Below are 17,621 nucleotides of genomic sequence, written 5' to 3'. Positions count from 1 at the left end.
GCCTACCATAAAGAATAGTGAAAGTAAAACCAATTTTATTAAATTCATCGTTTAAAGTTTTTAAATGTTTTTCTCTATTAACAAACATATTTAACCTTTATCGTTTTTAAATTATTATAATCTAAAAACGATAAATTTTAATTTATTCAAAACTTTTTATGTTTTCTAAATCTAAGACTTGTTTTTTAATTTTTTCTGAAAGATTTTTATCATTTACATTTGCATTAAATTTCTCAAGTAATTCATCTAAACTTAAAGCATTATCTGGATTACCTTTATTAATTTTTACTTCTTTAATAATAGTGCTTCCATTATTAAGCGTTGCTTTAAATTTACCACAAAAATACTTTGGAAATCCACCTGAAATATATTTTTCATATTTAATTTTTTTAGCAAAATTAACAATCTCTTCACGATTTAATTCATTATAAGAATTTAAATTCACTTTACCATCTATAAACATATAACTTATTAAATACGCAAATGAAAATTTTGCTTCATAATCTGTTTTTGGATTGTATTTTTTATCTATAGGGTCGCATATAAAAGAAATAGGAACGCTATCTACATAGCATAAAATCTCCTTTATATCATCAGGCTTTAAACCATCATTTCTAAGTTCTTTAGCACAATCAATAAGCCCGTGTGCGAAATGACAACTTGGATATGGCTTAATTGATACTTCTTTTACCATATAATCTTTTCCTAAATTTTTATCAAGCCTTGTCTTATCGCATTCATCTTCTATACCAAATGCTCTAAAGATATTATCACGACCTTCAAAAATACTAACAGGAGCAAAAAGACCAGCTTTTGCATATTCACAAGCTCTAATTCCATTTAAAACCGCACTTGCTATATGAAGTATTTTAGAATTGCTTCCATTACTTAAAAACTCATTTATCCCACCTGCAAAACTAGCAGCAAAACCTAAAGCATTGATTGTTTGCGAAACATTTAAATCATTGATAACACAAGCTGCAGCACTTGCTCCAAAAACTCCAGCAATAGCACTTGTATGAAAACCATTTTTATGAAATGTCCCATTACTAGCAACCCCAATTCTTCCTGCAACTTCCCAACCCATAATAAAAGCTTTTAATATTTTTTTACCATCGTTTGTTTTAGAAAATCCATAACTAAGACAAAGCGGGGTTAAAATAGCACTTGCGTGAAGTATAGCTTCTGTTAGAGTATCATCAAAATCAAGTATATGAGAACTCATAGCATTTATCATAGCAGCATTAAGTGGGGTAGCCTTAAAATCACTACCCCAAATGCTTGTATTAGCATTCTCTTCTTTAAATGCCTTAATGGTTTTTAAAATAGCATCATTTTTGCTACCCGCAAGAGCAACTCCAATGGTATCTAACATCAATTCTTTTGCTCTAGTTTTTACATCAGCTGGTATATCTTCATAACTTTTATTTACTACAAATTCAGCTAATTTTTCACTATAAAGCATAATTAATCCTTTAAAATCTCTGCATTTTTAATTTTTTCTAAAAACTCATCAACTAATTTTGGTGCATATCCAACATAAGTAGTAGCATCAAGTAAAGCATCTATTGATTTTTCATCTAAAACTTCTCTTACTCTGCTATCTGCTAATAAAACTTCTTTGAATGTTTTATTATTTTCAATTCCAATCATAGCATTTTCATATACAATCTCATGAGCGTGTTGTTTTCCAAAATGCTCACTTAATGCAAACATAACCCTTTCGGCTAAAACAAAACCTTTTAAAGTATTAAGGTTATTTAACATTGAATCTTTTTTAACTTCTAATCCGCCTAAAGCTGTTTTCATATTATCAAGAACACAAGAAAGCATTAAAAAGATTTCAGGAAGTAATTTCCATTCCATTTTCCATACTTGTCCATCTCTTTCGTGTTCGTGTCTTTCAATATCGCTTAAAATTGCAATATTTGCTTTTAAAGTATTGCTAACTGTTACAGCATTTTCGCTTATTGCTGGATTTCTTTTATGTGGCATTGTAGAGCTTCCTACTTGACCTTTGCCAAATGGTTCAGCCACTTCATTTACTTCATTATGAGATAAAATCAAAATCTGATGAGCTATTTTATTAAATGTAGCATTTATATTAGCTAATACATATCCAAGCTCAATAAATCTATCTCTTGCTGGTTGCCAAGAAATATAAGGAACTTTTAATCCTAAACTCTTTATTGTTAGTTTTTCAACTTCATTATGTTTATCACTTAAACTAGCTTTAGTGCCAACTGCACCAACTATAAGACCTACATAAAGTCTTTCTTCGCATTCAAGTATTCTTTCATAATGTCTATTAAGCTCATCAAGCCAAATAGCAACTTTATGTCCAAAAGTAATAGGAAGAGCTTGAAGCGCTAAAGTTCTTCCCATCATAGCTGTATTTTTATGCTCTACTGCTAGTTTTTTTAAAGATTTTGCTATGATTTTTAAATCATCTTTTATAAGCTTTAAAGCTTCTTTAAATTGTAAAACAAACCCAGTATCCATAATATCTTGAGTAGTTACCCCAAAATGAACAAATTCTCCATATCCATTCTCGCAAGCTTTTTCTAAGCCCCTAACGGTTGGAACTAATGGATGTTTTGTCTTTTTATATTCATTAAATATAAAATCCATATCCATATATTTATAAAATGATTTTTTAGCTATTTCTGTAGCTGCAGCTTCTGGGATAATGCCAAGCTTTGCTTGAGCTTTTGCAAGTGCAGCTTCAACATCAAGCCATTTTTGAATTCTATTTTCTTCACAAAAAATATCACGCATAGCTTTTGTGCTCCAAGAATCACCTAATAATCTCATATCAAATACACTAATACCTGTCATAATTTCTCCTTTTATTTAATTTTGTTAAATGCTTGTTCTAAATCAGCTATTAAATCACTAGCGTCTTCTAAACCTATATGAAATCTCACAAAAACCCTATTACTATCAACTTTAGTAGCAGTTCTTGGTGGCATAGTAACCGTTGCAAGACTTTCATATCCACCCCAACTAGCACCTATTGAAAAATATTCCAAATCATCTACGAATTTAATAGCTTGTTCTTTGCTAATTCCTGAATTAAATTCTATAGTTACCATACCATTAGTTCCTATGAAATCTCTTTTAAATATTTCATTATTTGGATGGGTTGGTAATTTTGGATAAAAAATATTTTTAATTTCTTTTCTTGTTTGTAAAAACTCAACAACCTTATCTGCATTTTCTTCGTGATTTTTAAGTCTAATTCCAAGAGTTCTCATACCCCTAAGAACTAAATAACAATCATCAGGACTTGTAGTTAAACCTAAAGCTTCTGGTAATTCATTAAAATTTTTGTATTCTTTTTCATTAACAATCACACAACCCATAACAACATCAGAATGTCCGCTAAGGTATTTTGTAGCTGCAATTACGCAAATATCAACCCCAAGTTTTATAGGATTTGATAAATATGCACTTGAATATGTGCTATCAATTGCTACAGGTATATTGTGTTTATGTGCTATTTCGCATAATTTAGGAACATCAATTATTTCATACATAATAGAACCAGGGCTTTCACATAAAATGAGTTTTGTATTTGGCTTTATTTTACTTTCAACATCACTAGCATCTGCTTTTAAAAACTCAACTTCTACTCCAACTTTATTTAAAAACAAATCACATATAGTTCTAACAGGTCCATAAATTCCATCAGTTATTAAAAAATGTGCGTCCTTACTTGCATAATTTAATAAAACCATAGCAAGTGCTGCAAGTCCTGTTGGATAAAGCGAAGCTCTAAATCCACCTTCTAGCTCACATAATAATTTTTCAAGTTCAAAAGTAGTTTCAGTTCCCCTTGCACCATAACTTAAAACTCTTTGCGTTTTTCTAAGCTCACGATATTCTTGCCAAGTTTTATGGTCTTTAAATAATATAGTTGAAGCTCTCATAACACTAGGATTTACTGCTTTTACAGGTAAATCCTGACCACGACCTAAATGAATTAATTTTGTTTTAGTTTTCATATTCTCTCCTTTTTTTAAATATAAATACAAGTGCAAATAATATTTACAATACCAGCTACTATCATAGGTATTGCTGTTCTTTTTACAACCGCAAATGGGCTAACTTTAGCAATTCCTGCTACTGCTAAAATAGCAGGTGCAATTGGACTTACGCATCTTCCAAATCCTGTCATTATTTGAATAGGTGCTATCATCATAATTGTTTCAACATTAAAAGATTTTGCAATATTTGGAATTAATGGTGCAAAACTAAAAAATGCTGCATTTCCTGAACCCATCAAAAATGCTGATAAAGAAAGTAAAATTGATACAAATATAATTATTGCTAATACACCAAATCCAGCGTCTTTTGCAAAATTAATTAAAGTATCCACAAAACCTATTGATAAAAGCCCAGCAGCAAATACTTGACCGCATACAATAAGGCTTACGGTTATTACAAATAAATGTCCCATACCTTTAAAAAATACCATAATAGAATTTAAAGTTTCAATTACGCTTTTATATCTAATCATTTCAAAAATAATTGCTGCAAATGTAGAAATCATCATAGCTACAGGAACATTCATTTTTATGCTACTTCCAACAACTTTTGAAAATCCTAATATTAAAATTAGTGGAATTATTGGCAATATCGCATAAATTTTTGGCGGATATTTTGTTTTATTTTCGCCATTTTCACTAAGTTCTTTTTCAATTTCATCTTTATTAAACACAAAATTATCTTTTTTATCAAAATATTTAGATGTAAAATAAATAGCAATCGCAACAGCTAATATAATAGGTATAGTAGTTGGTAATTGATACTGAACAAAATAAGTAGCTGGATCAACTCCTGCTGTTTTAGCAGCTAATATAACATTACCACTTCCAGGGCCATGGTCAATATATTGGCAAGTCCCAATAACTGTTAATGCTGATAATTTTGAAACACCAGTCCTAACCAAAATAGGATACATAGTAACCATAAGTAAAAGTCCAAGTCCAGCGTGAGATGGTATAAAAATTACCAAAAATTGTGTAACAAAATAAGAAACTATTAAAAGCATATAAGGAGATTTTACCATACTAAGTGGCTTTTCAAAAACCTTAAATAAAGCATAACTAGCCCCAACATGCTCCATATACGCACTAAAACCTGCTATACACATAAGAGTAAGCCCAAGACCACTAAGTGTAGAAGAAAGGTTTTTATTAAAAACTTCAAAAAGATTAAAAAACCAAAAATTTAAATCCCCTTTAGCGTCTAAGACTTTGCTAGTAAAAATAGCATTACTATCGTGCATAGTCGCAACTAATAATAAAAACAAACCACTAAGCAACAACGCCATATGAGCATTTATCTTTTTTGCAAGCATAAAAACTAATATAGCAATTGCTACTAGTGAAAACAAAATGCTAAACATCTCAACTCTCCTTTAAAAATAAAATTATTATTTTGAAGTAAATTTAATAAAATTTTCTTAAAATTAGATAAATTTAAGAAAATTTTAGTAAAAAAGTAATATTTTTTATTATTTTTTATCAATTAATATTTTTTTGCTAATATTTTTGCAAAATTTTTCAAAAAAGGAGAAAAAATGAATTATCCAAAGGCTATTGGACCTTATAGTGTGTGTGGTAAATCAGATGATTTAGTATTTGTTAGTGGTCAGCTACCAATTGACCCTAGTACAGGAGAGTTTGTAAAAGGCGATATTAAAGAGCTTACAAGACAAAGTTTAAGAAATATAAAAGCTATCTTAAACGAGCAAGGTTTAGATATGAATAATGTTATAAAAACAATGGTTTTATTAGCTGATATAAATGATTTTGCAGCAGTTAATGAAGCTTATGCTGAGTTTTTTAAAGAGCCTTTCCCTGCTAGAAGTGCATTTGCAGTAGCAGCATTACCAAAAGCATCAAGAATAGAAATAGAAGCGATAGCTAAAAAATAATTCCGGTGAAAATCCGGATTTAAATTCCGTAAAGTATTTTTACTTTTAAAATCAAGTTTTTATTAATTGTTTATAAGATAAAATCAATTCTTTAATTTAAGGAGATGAGATGTTAAATAATTTATTAGTATTTGATTATGAAGACGTGCAATTAATCCCTGCAAAATGTATAATCAATTCAAGAAGCGAATGCGATACTAGCGTAAGGCTTGGTAATAGAACTTTTAAACTACCTGTAGTTCCTGCAAATATGCAAACAATCATTGATGAAGAATTAGCGATTTCATTTGCTAGAAGTGATTATTTTTACATTATGCATAGATTTGAGCCTGAAAAAAGATTAGACTTTGTAAAAAAAATGCAAGAATTAGGGCTTTTTGCGTCAATTTCTGTTGGCATTACTCAAAAAGAATACGAATTTATTGATGAATTAAAAGCAAATGAGCTATATCCTGAATATATTACAATTGATATTGCTCACGGACATAGCGACAATGTAATTAAGATGATTAAATACATTAAAAGCACATTAAAAACTAGCTTTGTAATAGCAGGAAATGTCGGAACTCCTGAAGCTGTTAGGGATTTAGAAAATGCTGGAGCTGATGCAACTAAGGTTGGTATTGGACCTGGTAAGGTGTGTATTACTAAGCTTAAAACCGGTTTTGGAACTGGTGGTTGGCAATTAGCAGCTCTACGCTGGTGTGCTAAAAGTGCTAAAAAGCCAATAATTGCAGATGGTGGTATTAGAAATCACGGAGATATAGCAAAATCAATTCGTTTTGGAGCTACTTTTGTAATGATAGGCTCATTATTTAGCGGACACGAGCAAAGTCCTGGAAAAACCATAGAAATTGATGGTAAAAAAATGAAAGAATATTATGGCTCAGCAAGCGAATTTCAAAAAGGTGAGCGTAAAAATGTAGAAGGTAAAAAAATGTATGTTCCATTTAGGGGAAATATTTTTGATACCTTAAATGAAATGAGAGAAGATTTGCAAAGCTCAATTTCTTATGCAGGTGGAAAAGAACTTCGTGATATTAGAAAAGTTGATTATGTAGTGGTTAAAAACTCAATCTTTAACGGAGATACTATCTAATTAATAAATTTTCCTAATTTATCTATAAATTAGGAAAATCCATACTCTATTAAATAATTTTTTTAATTTAAATTCTAAGCTAGTAATTATTTTGATTAAGCACAAAATATAATATTTTGCCTTATAACGACATTTAATATTTAATTCACATAAAAAAACTTATTTTTAAACTATCTAATTAATCTTATTAACTTTTATTAATGGGGGGGGGTATTACAATAAATTTTATTTCATTAAAGGAGTTAATATGGATAAAAATTACGATGCTATCTAACTAATTTATTTTAAAACTAAAAAATATAAAAAATCTAAAAATTAAAAAAAACTATTTTGAAAGGAAAAAACAATGAAAAAATTATTAAGTTTAACAACAATGGCAATGATTGCGTTAGCAACTCCAACATTAAGTGCTGATACAACAGCTAACACTACTAAAGAAGTGAAAAAGAGCAATGTAGCTAAAACTGTAGACTATTCTAAAATGAACGCTGCACAATTAAAAGAAATTGTTAAAAAAGCGTATAAAGATGACCTAATATATGTATCCCAAGTAATGCAACTACTAGAGGATTTTTACAGAACAGGATCAGAAGCAAACTATAAAAAAATATTAGATTTACACAAAAAAATTAGTACAAAAAGAGAAGCTTTAACAATAGAAATAGATAAACGCATGGAAAAATATAGAAAAGATTATGTAAATAATCGTGAAGCTTATAATACATATGAGGAGTTAAGCAGAGAAATACGCCTTAACGAACAATTCATAAAAAGATGTGCAGAAAAATATAGAAAATATTTAGATGAAAAAAATAGACTAAATAGCTATTAAAATTAAAATAACTTTTAAAAATTAAAAAGGATTTATAATGGGATTAGGTCAATTTTGGTATAAAACAAAAACCTAATCCATAAGCTATCTTGCTAAATTAATTAAAATCATTAAACTAAAATTGAAATTATCAAAAAACCTTTAAAAAAAATAGATTTAAGCACCTTAACACACAAAAGCTATTAATTAAAAGGCTTATGCAATTAATTCCTAATTTAAATTCTTTTAATTTTAAAATATAAAAATCATCATAAGATTGAATTTCAACTAAAATTCCTAGCTTATATGCTTAAATTAAACTTAATTAATTCATATATTAAATTATCATTATAATTTTTCTAATTTTTATTTTGCTAATTAATAATTTTTATTATAATAAAATAAATTTAATTTAAAAGGAAATAAAATGTTAGGGAAAAATCTTTCTTTAAAAGCTCAATTATTCATTGGTTTTGCTAGTATTCTTGCATTTATTTTAATCATATTTTTTAGCGGATATATTAAAATTAATAGCGTAAATAATGATTTAAACGAAATTAGCGATGTAAATGCTGTAAAACAAAGGTATGCAGTTGATTTTAGAGGTAGTGTGCATGATAGAGCAATAGCTATTAGAGATGTTGTTTTATTAAGTGATAAAAACGAGATAAATAATGCTATATCTTTAATTGATAAATTAGAAAACAATTACAATGTAGCAGCTAATAATATGGCAAAAATATTTGCAAATGCTAATTTGGTAGATGATAAAGATAGATTGATTTTAGAAAAAATTAAAGGCGTAGAAGCAAAAACTCTTCCTTTAATAAAAGAAATAATTCAATATAAAAACAATAATGATACAAACAAAGCTCACGAAATATTATTATCTCAAGCAAGAGATAGTTTTGTTACTTGGCTAAATGTTATTAATGAATTTATTGACTATCAAGAAGCAAAAAATCAAGCATTAACAAAACAAGCAAGAGGGACAATTAGCAGCTTTTTAAGTAGTAGTATAGCAATTAGCATAGTTGCATTTTTAGTAGCGATTTTCTTAGCACTTTATATAACAAGATTAATTATTAGCTCACTTGGTGGAGAAGTAAAAGACGCAGTTAAAGCAGTAATTAGCATATCACACGGGAATTTAGATACTAAAATTGATACTAAGTATAAAGATAGTATGCTATATGCTTTAAAAGAAATGGAAAATAAATTAAAAGATATTGTAGGAGAAGTAATTCATTCTTCAAAAGAATTAGAAAATAGTGCAAAAGAAGTAACAAATGCTTCAAATAATGCTAGTAAATTATCAAACGAACAACAAAACAAATCAAGAGAATCTTTAGAAAATATAAACAATGCTAGAATAGCTATGCAAGATGTATTAAATATAGCAAATCAAACTAAAGAAAATTCTCAAAAAACGGTTGAATTATCAAATAATGGAATTAATTCTATGAGAACTACAATTAAAGAAATAGAAAAAATCACAGAAACCGTGCATTATTCTTCAGAGCAAATCAAAATGCTAGATAAACACTCAACCGAAATTAGCAATAGTGCAGAATTGATTAAAGAAATCACAGAGCAAACAAATCTTCTTGCATTAAATGCTGCAATTGAAGCAGCTCGTGCAGGAGAGCATGGGCGTGGATTTGCAGTTGTAGCTGATGAGATTAGAAAATTAGCAGAAAAAACTGACACAGCAACAAATGAAATATCAAATATGATTTCAATAATACAAAGCGAAACTCAAGCAACGGTTGATGCTATTCAAACAGCAGTTCCACAAGTAGAAAGCGGAATGAGACTGGCTAATGAAGCTAATTTGATTTTAGAGCAAATCAGCCATCAAGCAAATGATTCATTATTAAAAGCTAATGAAGTAAGTAACGCTGCTAACGCACAAGTAGAAAAACTTCAAAGCCTAAATAACGATATGATAAGTATCACAAAAAGCTCTGAAAATACCAATAAATCTATGCAAGAAAACACACACGCAGCAAATAGCTTAAAAGAAATTGCAAATACCTTAACACAACATATAAAATATTTTAAAATATAAAAAGATTTTTATCCTAGTTTTTGCTAGGATAAAAATTAAATATCAAAACTTATCAATAATCTTTATTAATAATTCTTGTAATTTAATAGCAATACTAGGAGTATAATCAATATCTTCAATCAAATTATCAGATACAATTCTAATAGCTAAAAACGGCACATTAAAAGCTTTAGCAACTTGAGCAGCAGCTACACTTTCCATCTCTTCAACACTTGCATTATAGGTTTTATTCCAAAGATGAAGCATTAAGATTTCTTTATTAAACGCATCAGCACTAGCTATATTTACCTTTAAAATCCCTTTAGGAGCTAGGCTTATAAATTTATTTACTAAAGTTTCATCACTTGTAAAATACTCATTTTTTAAATCTTCATTATTTGTATCTAGCAAAGTTAGTGGAGCTATCATTGGCTCTTTTGCTAAAGGATTGATAGTGTATAAACTCTTAGGAGTTTTATAAGAATTTGCATTATAAATTCTATCTCCTACAACTATATCCCCTAATTTAAGACCTTCTACAATAGCACCTGCTGTGCCTTGATTTATAATAATATCAGGCTTAAAATAAGTTATGCCTAAAGTTGTGGCTGCTGAAGCATTTACAAGACCTATTAAAGTCCTTGATACTACAATATCTTTTCCTTTAATTTTGCCTTCATAAAATATATAGCTACCGATTTTAACCACCTTTTTATCACTCATAGCATTTACTAAAGTATCAATCTCAATAGGCATTGCACCTTGAATTAAAATCCTAGCAAAAATAAAGCTAGGAATTAATAATATTAATAGTTTTCTCATTTATTATCCTTAGGTAATAAAATCTCAAGCAATATAGCACTAAATCCTGCAGTTGCAACTGCTGAGCCAAATAGATTTTTAAACACATCAGGTAAATGCTCTAAAATAAGTGGTTGAGTGCTTACACCTAAACCTAGAGCAAGTGAAATTGAAAGTATCATAACAGAACGCTTATTTAATTCTTCTCTTGAAATTATTTTAATTCCAGTTGCAGCAATTGTTCCAAACATTACTAAAATAGCACCACCAATTACAGGTTCAGGTATTCTTAAAGCAAACTCCGCAACAATAGGAAAAATCCCACAAATCATAAGCATAATACAAACAATATATCCAACATAACGACTTGCAACCCCGCTTAGTGCAATTACTGCGTTGTTTTGACCAAAACAAGAATTTGGAAAAGTATTAAAAAATGCTGATACTAAAGAGTTAAACCCATTAGCAAATACCCCACCCCTTAATCTTCTTTCGTATATTTCGCCTTTCATTGGCTGATGACTTAGCTCACTTGTAGCACTAATATCGCCAATGGTTTCTAGTGAAGTAACTAAAAATATTATCGCAAATGGCAAAATTAGGCTAACTTCAATACTAAGACCATAAAATAATGGTTCAGGAACTATAAATAAATTAGCTGAATGCACATTACTTAAATCAAATCTACCTAAAAATGTAGCAAGTATTAAACCAATAATAATTGAGAAAAATAAAGCTCCAACCCTAAAAATAGGCTTTTTAAAAGAGTTAAATACTACAATTGATAATAATACTACCCCGCTTAAAGCTAAGTTTTCTAAACTTGCAAATTGTAAATTCGCAGGAATATCCTTGCTCATACTAGCAAATCCACCGCCTGCACTAATAAGTCCTGCACTAATTAAAGTAAGACCTATTATCATTACAACAATTCCGCAAACTAGATTTGAAATAATTCTTTTTACATATTTTAAACTGATTGATACTAGCATTTCAGTGATACTACATAACATAAGAGTTCCAAAAATTGCTGCTAAAATCTCTGCATCACTTAGGTTTTGATTTCTTAATACTAAGCCACCTGTAATGATTGCTGAAACGAAATTAAAGCTTGTTCCTTGAACACTTAATAAACCTGAACCAATTTGAAATTTTCCAACCTTTAAAGTCATCATTTGAATAAATCCAGCTACCCCACTAGCAAATAATGACATAGAAATAATCCTAGTAGCATTTTCAGGGCTAAGTCCTAATTCTTTTCCTATTAATAATGAAGGAGTTATTACTGCTACAAACATAGCTAATAAATGAACAAGTGCAGCTAAAACAGCACGCACAAACGGAGGCCTATCTTCTAATTTATATATTAATTCATCTTTCATTTTATTCCTTTGTAATCTTTAAAAACTCTAATAACCTAAATGCTACATACTCATAGCCCGACTTAGTAAGATGTGTATTTTTTAATGATTTTTTATCATTTATCCAAGCAATTTTTCCCCCTTCTTTTTGCATTAAATTATCTATATCAAAAATATAAACACCACTTGTCTTTGCCACTTGTTTGATTAAAGTTTTTACTAAAGCATTATTCTCTCCTTTAACATAGTTTTTATTCACAAATAATGTTGGTTCTGGCGGGATTAATAATATTATTTTTGATTTTTTTGTTTTGAAAAGTTCTATAATATTTAAATAGTTATTAATGAAATTCTCTTGATTAATCTTATTTGACACACTCTCATTTGTGCCAAAAGAAAAAATTATTAAATCATAATCTAATTTCTTAGCAACACTTTTAGCTAAGTTATAATCTATTCTTGAATAATTAAAAATACTAGCTCCATTAATACCTAAATTATCAATATAACTAGAATTATTAGTAATAAAACCACCGATTTTATTTGCCGTTGTAGAAAAATTAATCTGATTTGTATTTTTTTGATAATTTTTTATATTCCAAATTCCTGATTTAAATTCTAAATACTCAACATTATTAGCCTTGAATTTAAGATTTATATTAATTTCACATTTTGTATTGCAATTTGCATTAATTCCACCAAAACTTAAATTAGTTTTTGTATTTATCAAATACTCTACATTAAATCCTAAATTATTATAATCTGCTAAATACTGATTGTGCCATTTAGGTAAAATCGCAGGAACAAATCCTAAAGAGTGAATATTTAAAGCCTTTCTAAAATATTCGGGAATATAATCACTTGCTAAATGAGAATCTCCTATAAATGCTATTTTTTTATAAGGAATTAAAAGATTGCTTTTAGGTTTTACTTGGATTTCTTTTGGTTTATCAGACTGAAAATTAACTAAATTTGTTTTAACTTTTGCTTCTTTGCTTACAAAAATTTCATTTTGGCTTTTTTGAGATATTTTAGGGGATTTATAAATCTTATCTGTTTTTATCTCTTTTATAAATAAACTATCCACATAACTACAAGATGAAAAAAATATAACTATACTAAGATAAATAATAATTCTCATTGTATTTCAACTGTTTTAAAAAAATCTTGTGAAATCAACTCATACCCAAGTGGAGTAAAGTGTATGCCATCATTTGACCTAATCCTTTTGCTTTTGCCATCTATCTTGATATAAAAATCAAAATGCTCGGTTAATACAGAATCTAATTTTATGAATTGATAATTATTTTTTTTAGCCAATTCATAAAATACTTCATTTAATATTTTTATTTTTTCATTTTGCTCATCGTTTTTAACTACAGGTAATTCATACCAAAAAATATTAGCGTTATAATCTCTTGTAATTTTTACAAGTTCATCAATTCTTTTTGTATAAAAACTCTTCCATTCACTATCGCCAAATTTTAATACCTTATTGTTTTCATTAGCATTCCATAAATCATTTACACCTACTAAAATTACTACATTTTTAATCGCACTTTCTTGTAAAGAAGATTTTAAAACCTTTGCATAATCATAGTATTTTTTTCTAAGTAATCCTGTGCTTTGCTTTGCTAAATTCTCACATTTAATATTTTGTTTTTTTAAAGAATTGCATATACTTAGCCCAACACCTTGCATTAAACTATCGCCTAATAAAATTACTCCATTATCTTTACTTAAAACTAATTTTTGATTATTGTGAATTTCTTGCTTAGCAATTAGCTTAATCATATATAAAGTATCAAGATAGCATTTATGAAATACCTTTATTTTATTATTGTTTTCATTGCTTATTTGTGGTTTTATTTCTTTTACCTTTGTAAAAAATACATTGTATTCTAGGTATTCTTTAAATTCATTGCTTTTTTTAAAAAATACAAAATCAAAATCTATATTTTTATGATAATTTACTTCATAATATTCTTTTAAAGAGTCGTTAAATAAGCTAATAAAAATAATGCTTGAACTAATAATTATTAAAACAAATTCTCTCATTAAAACCCTGCATATATAAAGTTAGGAATTCCACTTGGCATATAAATAAACACAATTAATAAAACTAGATTAATTACAATAATTTTTATAAAAATATTTAAATGTCTTAAAATATTTACAACCAATGCTAAGTGGTTTTTAGAATAAAAATTAATTATAAATAAAATAAATACTACTAAAAATATATAAATTTCTCTTTTATCAATGAAATTAAATTTCAAGAAAAATGAAAAATATTCTCTAACCTCATCAAAACTCACAAAATAAAAAAAGCTCCAAACAATGCTAATATAAGTAAAAGTTATAAATGAAGCTACAAATTTATTAAACCTATAAGAAAATAAAGAAATAAAAATCAGCCCTAAAGCGTGAGCTAAACCCCATAAAGCAAAATTATACGAATTTCCGTGCCAAATACCCGAAATAACAAAGGCAATAATAATATTCAAACTTGTTCTATTTACCCTATTTCCACCAAGTGGAATATAAATATAATCACGAATAAAACTTGATAAACTAATATGCCATCTTTTCCAAAAATCTTGAATATTTCTAGCTTTAAATGGATTATTAAAATTCTTAGGCAATTTAAAACCAATCATTAAAGCAAATGCGGAAACTAAATTAATATAAGCACTAAAATCTAAATATAATTTGATTGAATACAAGTAAAAACAATTTAATAAACCTAAAAAACTTAAATTATTTAAATCATTTAAAAATGCGTAAAAATACTTATCCACAATAGGTAAAATCAAAAATACTTTTACTAAAGCAAACAATAAATTAGCTAGTATTAAATCCTTGTGTTTAAAGCGTTTTAAAGTATTAAATTGCTTAATAAAATCAACATATCTAAATATAGGACCACTAACAAAAGTAGCAAAAAAACTAAGATAAGTAAAAAGCGTTAAATAACCAACTGGCTCTTGCTTTTCTTTATAAACCCAAACAATATAAGTAATTGCATTAAAAGTATAAAAACTAAGCCCTAAAGGAAAAATTATATCAGCAATCATAATATCAAAATAGCTTAGAACATAATCAACACTATCTTTAATACTTGAATAATATTTGAATATACATAGATTCAACACTATAAAAAATATAGCAGTATAAAAGATATTTTTAGAATTTCTAACATAAACGCTCAAAGCAAAAAAATGAATAAAAAAGCTAAAAACAAACACTACTAATAAGCAATAAGGATTAAATAAATATAGTATTAGTATATTAAACCCTAACAATAAAGCATTTTGCCTATTTTTGCCTAGCAAATTAAATACAATGAAAAATATAAATATTAATATTAAAAACTCAACAGAAAAAAAGCTCAAATTAATATTCCTTTAAAACATTTGCTAAGAATTTAGCACCATTTACATTTTCATATTCATATAAATTATTAGCGTATTCTAAGGCATTTGTTTTAAGCAAATTTAATACAAATTCTTTATTTAAATTCTTTTCTTCACAAATAAATGCTAGTTTGTTTTCTACTAAATGCAAGGCATTAAAATATTGATGATTTTTATAAGCATATTTATATGGCACAAAAAGTGTTGGCAAAGCTATGTTTATTAGCTCAAAACTAGCACTAGCACCTGCTCTACTAATAGCAAAATCAGCTTCTTGCATATACTTATCAATATCTTTTGAAAAACCTATTAGTGTTGGTTTAATTTCGTATTTCTCATACGCTTTTTCGTATTTATCATACTCTTTAGCACCACATTGATGAATTAATTTAATATTTAATTTTAATAATTCAGGATAAAGCTCTAATGCAAAATCATTCAAAAATCTAGCTCCTTGAGAGCCACCTATTATTAAAATCGTTTTAATTTCGGTTCTTTTTCTTTTATTGAGTGCAAATTTTTCTTGCACAGGGTAAGGGCAAAACTCTTTTTCATAAGCTGAAAAAAACCTTTTAGCAAATGGTTTTGTAAGGCGATTTGCAAGACCCATTTTTGAGTTTTGTTCGTGAATTATTAGTGCTTTAAAACTAATAATTGCAGCTATACTAGCAGGCACACTTGAATATCCACCAACGCTTAAAACACAAGTAATTTTATGCTTTTTAAATATTTTAAGACATTCAAATACTAAAGCTATTAAAGAAAATAAAACTTTAATCTTGCCTAAAATTCCTTGATTTACAAAACCACTACTTTTTAAAAAATAGCAATTGCTACCTTCAAACCATAAACTATCTTGTCCTTTAGTGCTACCTATATAAACAAACTCATCTAATTCTTTTGACACAGCTTTAGCTACTGCTAAATGCCCGCCTGTTCCACCACCAGTAATTGCTATCATTCTTTATTTTCCAAATTAATATTTTCTCCTGTATTTTTAAAAATACTTAATAATATTCCAATAGCTATAGAATTAGCCAACATAGAGCTACCCCCATAGCTTAAAAATGGCACTGCAATTCCTTTTAAAGGAATTAAAGAAATAATTCCACCAATATTCATTAAAAAAGTAGCCATAATACAAACACCATAGCCTATACAAAACAAATAATTTTGCTTATTTTTCATATAAGTTGATAGTTTTAATACCGAAGCTATTAAAAAACCAAACAATAAAGAAACAAACAAAAATCCTAAAAATCCTATTTCTTCGGCAATGCCTGATAAAATAAAGTCAGTATGAACCTCACTTAAAAATCCTAATTTAAAAACCCCTAATCCAAATCCTTGCCCTAATAAATCTCCATTTGTAATAGCATTTAAACTATGTGATATTTGATAAGGCTCACTTGAATGGGCTATTTTAAGACTTTCTTGAATGCTTTCAGGGAAAATTGGTAAAACAAAATCTTGAATACTACCCCACCACTCAAGCCCTCTTTCAAGTCTTCTAGGATTATAAGCTATTAATGAAATTCCAGCAGCAATTGCAGCTAAGAATAAATATAAAATATTTTTAAACCTAACCCCAGCAGATAATGCCATAATAAACAATGTAACAGCAGTTACAACACATTGTCCTAAGTCATTTTGAGTAATATAAGCATAGCCAAAAATAAAACAATATATAGCTATAGTTGGAGCTAATAATCGCAAATCTTGTATAAATGTTCTTTTGCTTTTATCAATCTTTCTTGAATATGTAAAAGCCAAAAAAGCTATAAAAGAAATTTTTACAAATTCTAATGGTGCAATGGAAAAACCAAAAAGCCTAATCCATCTTCTAGCTCCTTTAGTTTCAACAACTAACGAAGCAGGTAAAAATGGTAAGACGAAACAAGCTAAAACACTGCAACCTAAAATAACATATAAAATTCTATAACAAGCCTTTTCGCTAATTAATTGAAATGTAAAAATAATAAGCACTCCAACAATCGCAAAAAGAGTTTGAGAAAATAAAAAACCATAAGGAGATTTTTGTCCCCCATAGTTAAAAAAACCCATAGAAAAAACAAAAACTATGCTAAACATCATAAGTATTAGCACTATTTCAAAAATTCTTAAATGGGTTTTAATCAA

The 17,621-nt window shown here is 27.8% G+C and carries 15 protein-coding genes; 4 read left to right on the top strand and 11 right to left on the bottom strand.

Annotation, left to right across the window (positions count from 1 at the left end):
- Positions 1–142: 142 nt before the first annotated feature.
- Genes KJQ97_RS03855 through dcuC form a run of 4 tightly spaced genes read right to left on the bottom strand, consistent with a single transcriptional unit; the run spans position 143 to position 5,413 of the window.
- Positions 143–1,465 carry an MmgE/PrpD family protein gene (locus KJQ97_RS03855; RefSeq protein ID WP_214120009.1) on the bottom strand — a complete coding sequence of 441 codons (1,323 nt, stop codon included), beginning with the start codon at positions 1,463–1,465 and terminating at the stop codon, positions 143–145.
- A gap of 2 nt (positions 1,466–1,467) precedes the next feature.
- Complete coding sequence (gene purB, locus KJQ97_RS03850) at positions 1,468–2,838, bottom strand: adenylosuccinate lyase (protein ID WP_214117876.1); 1,371 nt, start codon at positions 2,836–2,838, stop codon at positions 1,468–1,470.
- An 11-nt stretch (positions 2,839–2,849) separates the two neighbouring features.
- Entirely contained in the window at positions 2,850–4,007 is a 1,158-nt protein-coding gene (locus KJQ97_RS03845; protein WP_214117877.1) for a trans-sulfuration enzyme family protein, read from the bottom strand.
- Between the two features lie 14 nt (positions 4,008–4,021).
- Complete coding sequence (gene dcuC, locus KJQ97_RS03840; protein WP_214117878.1) at positions 4,022–5,413, bottom strand: C4-dicarboxylate transporter DcuC; 1,392 nt, start codon at positions 5,411–5,413, stop codon at positions 4,022–4,024.
- Positions 5,414–5,587: 174 nt separating this feature from the next.
- Here dcuC and KJQ97_RS03835 point away from each other — a divergent pair, with 174 nt between their 5' ends.
- The 4 genes from KJQ97_RS03835 to KJQ97_RS03820 all read left to right on the top strand — a co-directional run bounded on the left by KJQ97_RS03835 (position 5,588) and on the right by KJQ97_RS03820 (position 9,925).
- Positions 5,588–5,944, top strand: coding sequence for a RidA family protein (locus tag KJQ97_RS03835; RefSeq protein WP_214117879.1), 357 nt, complete (start codon positions 5,588–5,590; stop codon positions 5,942–5,944).
- A gap of 109 nt (positions 5,945–6,053) precedes the next feature.
- Positions 6,054–7,043, top strand: coding sequence for a GMP reductase (locus tag KJQ97_RS03830; RefSeq protein ID WP_214117880.1), 990 nt, complete (start codon positions 6,054–6,056; stop codon positions 7,041–7,043).
- Positions 7,044–7,389: 346 nt separating this feature from the next.
- Positions 7,390–7,875: a hypothetical protein gene (locus KJQ97_RS03825; RefSeq protein WP_214120008.1), complete on the top strand. Its 486-nt coding sequence runs from the start codon at positions 7,390–7,392 to the stop codon at positions 7,873–7,875.
- 406 nt (positions 7,876–8,281) lie between these two features.
- Positions 8,282–9,925, top strand: a complete 1,644-nt coding sequence (locus KJQ97_RS03820; RefSeq protein ID WP_214117882.1) for a methyl-accepting chemotaxis protein — start codon at positions 8,282–8,284, stop codon at positions 9,923–9,925.
- Between the two features lie 42 nt (positions 9,926–9,967).
- Here KJQ97_RS03820 and KJQ97_RS03815 read toward each other — a convergent pair whose 3' ends face one another.
- From KJQ97_RS03815 to KJQ97_RS03785, 7 genes are read right to left on the bottom strand one after another with little or no spacing between them, the layout of a single operon-like run.
- Positions 9,968–10,726 carry a 5'-methylthioadenosine/S-adenosylhomocysteine nucleosidase gene (locus tag KJQ97_RS03815; protein ID WP_214120007.1) on the bottom strand — a complete coding sequence of 253 codons (759 nt, stop codon included), beginning with the start codon at positions 10,724–10,726 and terminating at the stop codon, positions 9,968–9,970.
- The gene (locus KJQ97_RS03810) at positions 10,723–12,087 is read right to left on the bottom strand and encodes a uracil-xanthine permease family protein (RefSeq protein WP_214120006.1); all 1,365 of its coding nucleotides are present in this window, start codon (positions 12,085–12,087) and stop codon (positions 10,723–10,725) included. The genes KJQ97_RS03815 and KJQ97_RS03810 overlap by 4 nt, the downstream gene beginning before the upstream one ends.
- A 1-nt stretch (position 12,088) precedes the next feature.
- Positions 12,089–13,207 (bottom strand): GDSL-type esterase/lipase family protein, encoded by a 1,119-nt coding sequence (locus tag KJQ97_RS03805; RefSeq protein ID WP_214120005.1) that lies wholly within the window; start codon positions 13,205–13,207, stop codon positions 12,089–12,091.
- Positions 13,204–14,124, bottom strand: coding sequence for a DUF459 domain-containing protein (locus KJQ97_RS03800; RefSeq protein ID WP_214120004.1), 921 nt, complete (start codon positions 14,122–14,124; stop codon positions 13,204–13,206). The genes KJQ97_RS03805 and KJQ97_RS03800 overlap by 4 nt, the downstream gene beginning before the upstream one ends.
- Positions 14,124–15,461, bottom strand: a complete 1,338-nt coding sequence (locus KJQ97_RS03795; protein WP_214120003.1) for an MBOAT family O-acyltransferase — start codon at positions 15,459–15,461, stop codon at positions 14,124–14,126. Before KJQ97_RS03795 ends, KJQ97_RS03800 begins: the two co-directional genes overlap by 1 nt.
- Before the next feature lies 1 nt (position 15,462).
- Complete coding sequence (locus KJQ97_RS03790) at positions 15,463–16,443, bottom strand: UDP-N-acetylglucosamine--N-acetylmuramyl-(pentapeptide) pyrophosphoryl-undecaprenol N-acetylglucosamine transferase (RefSeq protein WP_214120002.1); 981 nt, start codon at positions 16,441–16,443, stop codon at positions 15,463–15,465.
- Entirely contained in the window at positions 16,440–17,621 is a 1,182-nt protein-coding gene (locus tag KJQ97_RS03785; RefSeq protein ID WP_214120001.1) for an FtsW/RodA/SpoVE family cell cycle protein, read from the bottom strand. Before KJQ97_RS03785 ends, KJQ97_RS03790 begins: the two co-directional genes overlap by 4 nt.

The sequence above is a fragment of the Campylobacter sp. 2018MI01 genome (assembly GCF_018501205.1).
Classification (GTDB): Bacteria; Campylobacterota; Campylobacteria; order Campylobacterales; family Campylobacteraceae; genus Campylobacter_E.
This window is presented reverse-complemented; position numbering and strand designations above follow the sequence as displayed.

What these genes read in the sequence shown, in the direction of transcription:
- KJQ97_RS03855 (WP_214120009.1), bottom strand. Translation starts at nt 1,465, where the DNA reads ATGCTTTATAGTGAAAAATTAGCTGAATTTGTAGTAAATAAAAGTTAT.
- purB (WP_214117876.1), bottom strand. Translation starts at nt 2,838, where the DNA reads ATGACAGGTATTAGTGTATTTGATATGAGATTATTAGGTGATTCTTGG.
- KJQ97_RS03845 (WP_214117877.1), bottom strand. Translation starts at nt 4,007, where the DNA reads ATGAAAACTAAAACAAAATTAATTCATTTAGGTCGTGGTCAGGATTTA.
- dcuC (WP_214117878.1), bottom strand. Translation starts at nt 5,413, where the DNA reads ATGTTTAGCATTTTGTTTTCACTAGTAGCAATTGCTATATTAGTTTTT.
- KJQ97_RS03835 (WP_214117879.1), top strand. Translation starts at nt 5,588, where the DNA reads ATGAATTATCCAAAGGCTATTGGACCTTATAGTGTGTGTGGTAAATCA.
- KJQ97_RS03830 (WP_214117880.1), top strand. Translation starts at nt 6,054, where the DNA reads ATGTTAAATAATTTATTAGTATTTGATTATGAAGACGTGCAATTAATC.
- KJQ97_RS03825 (WP_214120008.1), top strand. Translation starts at nt 7,390, where the DNA reads ATGAAAAAATTATTAAGTTTAACAACAATGGCAATGATTGCGTTAGCA.
- KJQ97_RS03820 (WP_214117882.1), top strand. Translation starts at nt 8,282, where the DNA reads ATGTTAGGGAAAAATCTTTCTTTAAAAGCTCAATTATTCATTGGTTTT.
- KJQ97_RS03815 (WP_214120007.1), bottom strand. Translation starts at nt 10,726, where the DNA reads ATGAGAAAACTATTAATATTATTAATTCCTAGCTTTATTTTTGCTAGG.
- KJQ97_RS03810 (WP_214120006.1), bottom strand. Translation starts at nt 12,087, where the DNA reads ATGAAAGATGAATTAATATATAAATTAGAAGATAGGCCTCCGTTTGTG.
- KJQ97_RS03805 (WP_214120005.1), bottom strand. Translation starts at nt 13,207, where the DNA reads ATGAGAATTATTATTTATCTTAGTATAGTTATATTTTTTTCATCTTGT.
- KJQ97_RS03800 (WP_214120004.1), bottom strand. Translation starts at nt 14,124, where the DNA reads ATGAGAGAATTTGTTTTAATAATTATTAGTTCAAGCATTATTTTTATT.
- KJQ97_RS03790 (WP_214120002.1), bottom strand. Translation starts at nt 16,443, where the DNA reads ATGATAGCAATTACTGGTGGTGGAACAGGCGGGCATTTAGCAGTAGCT.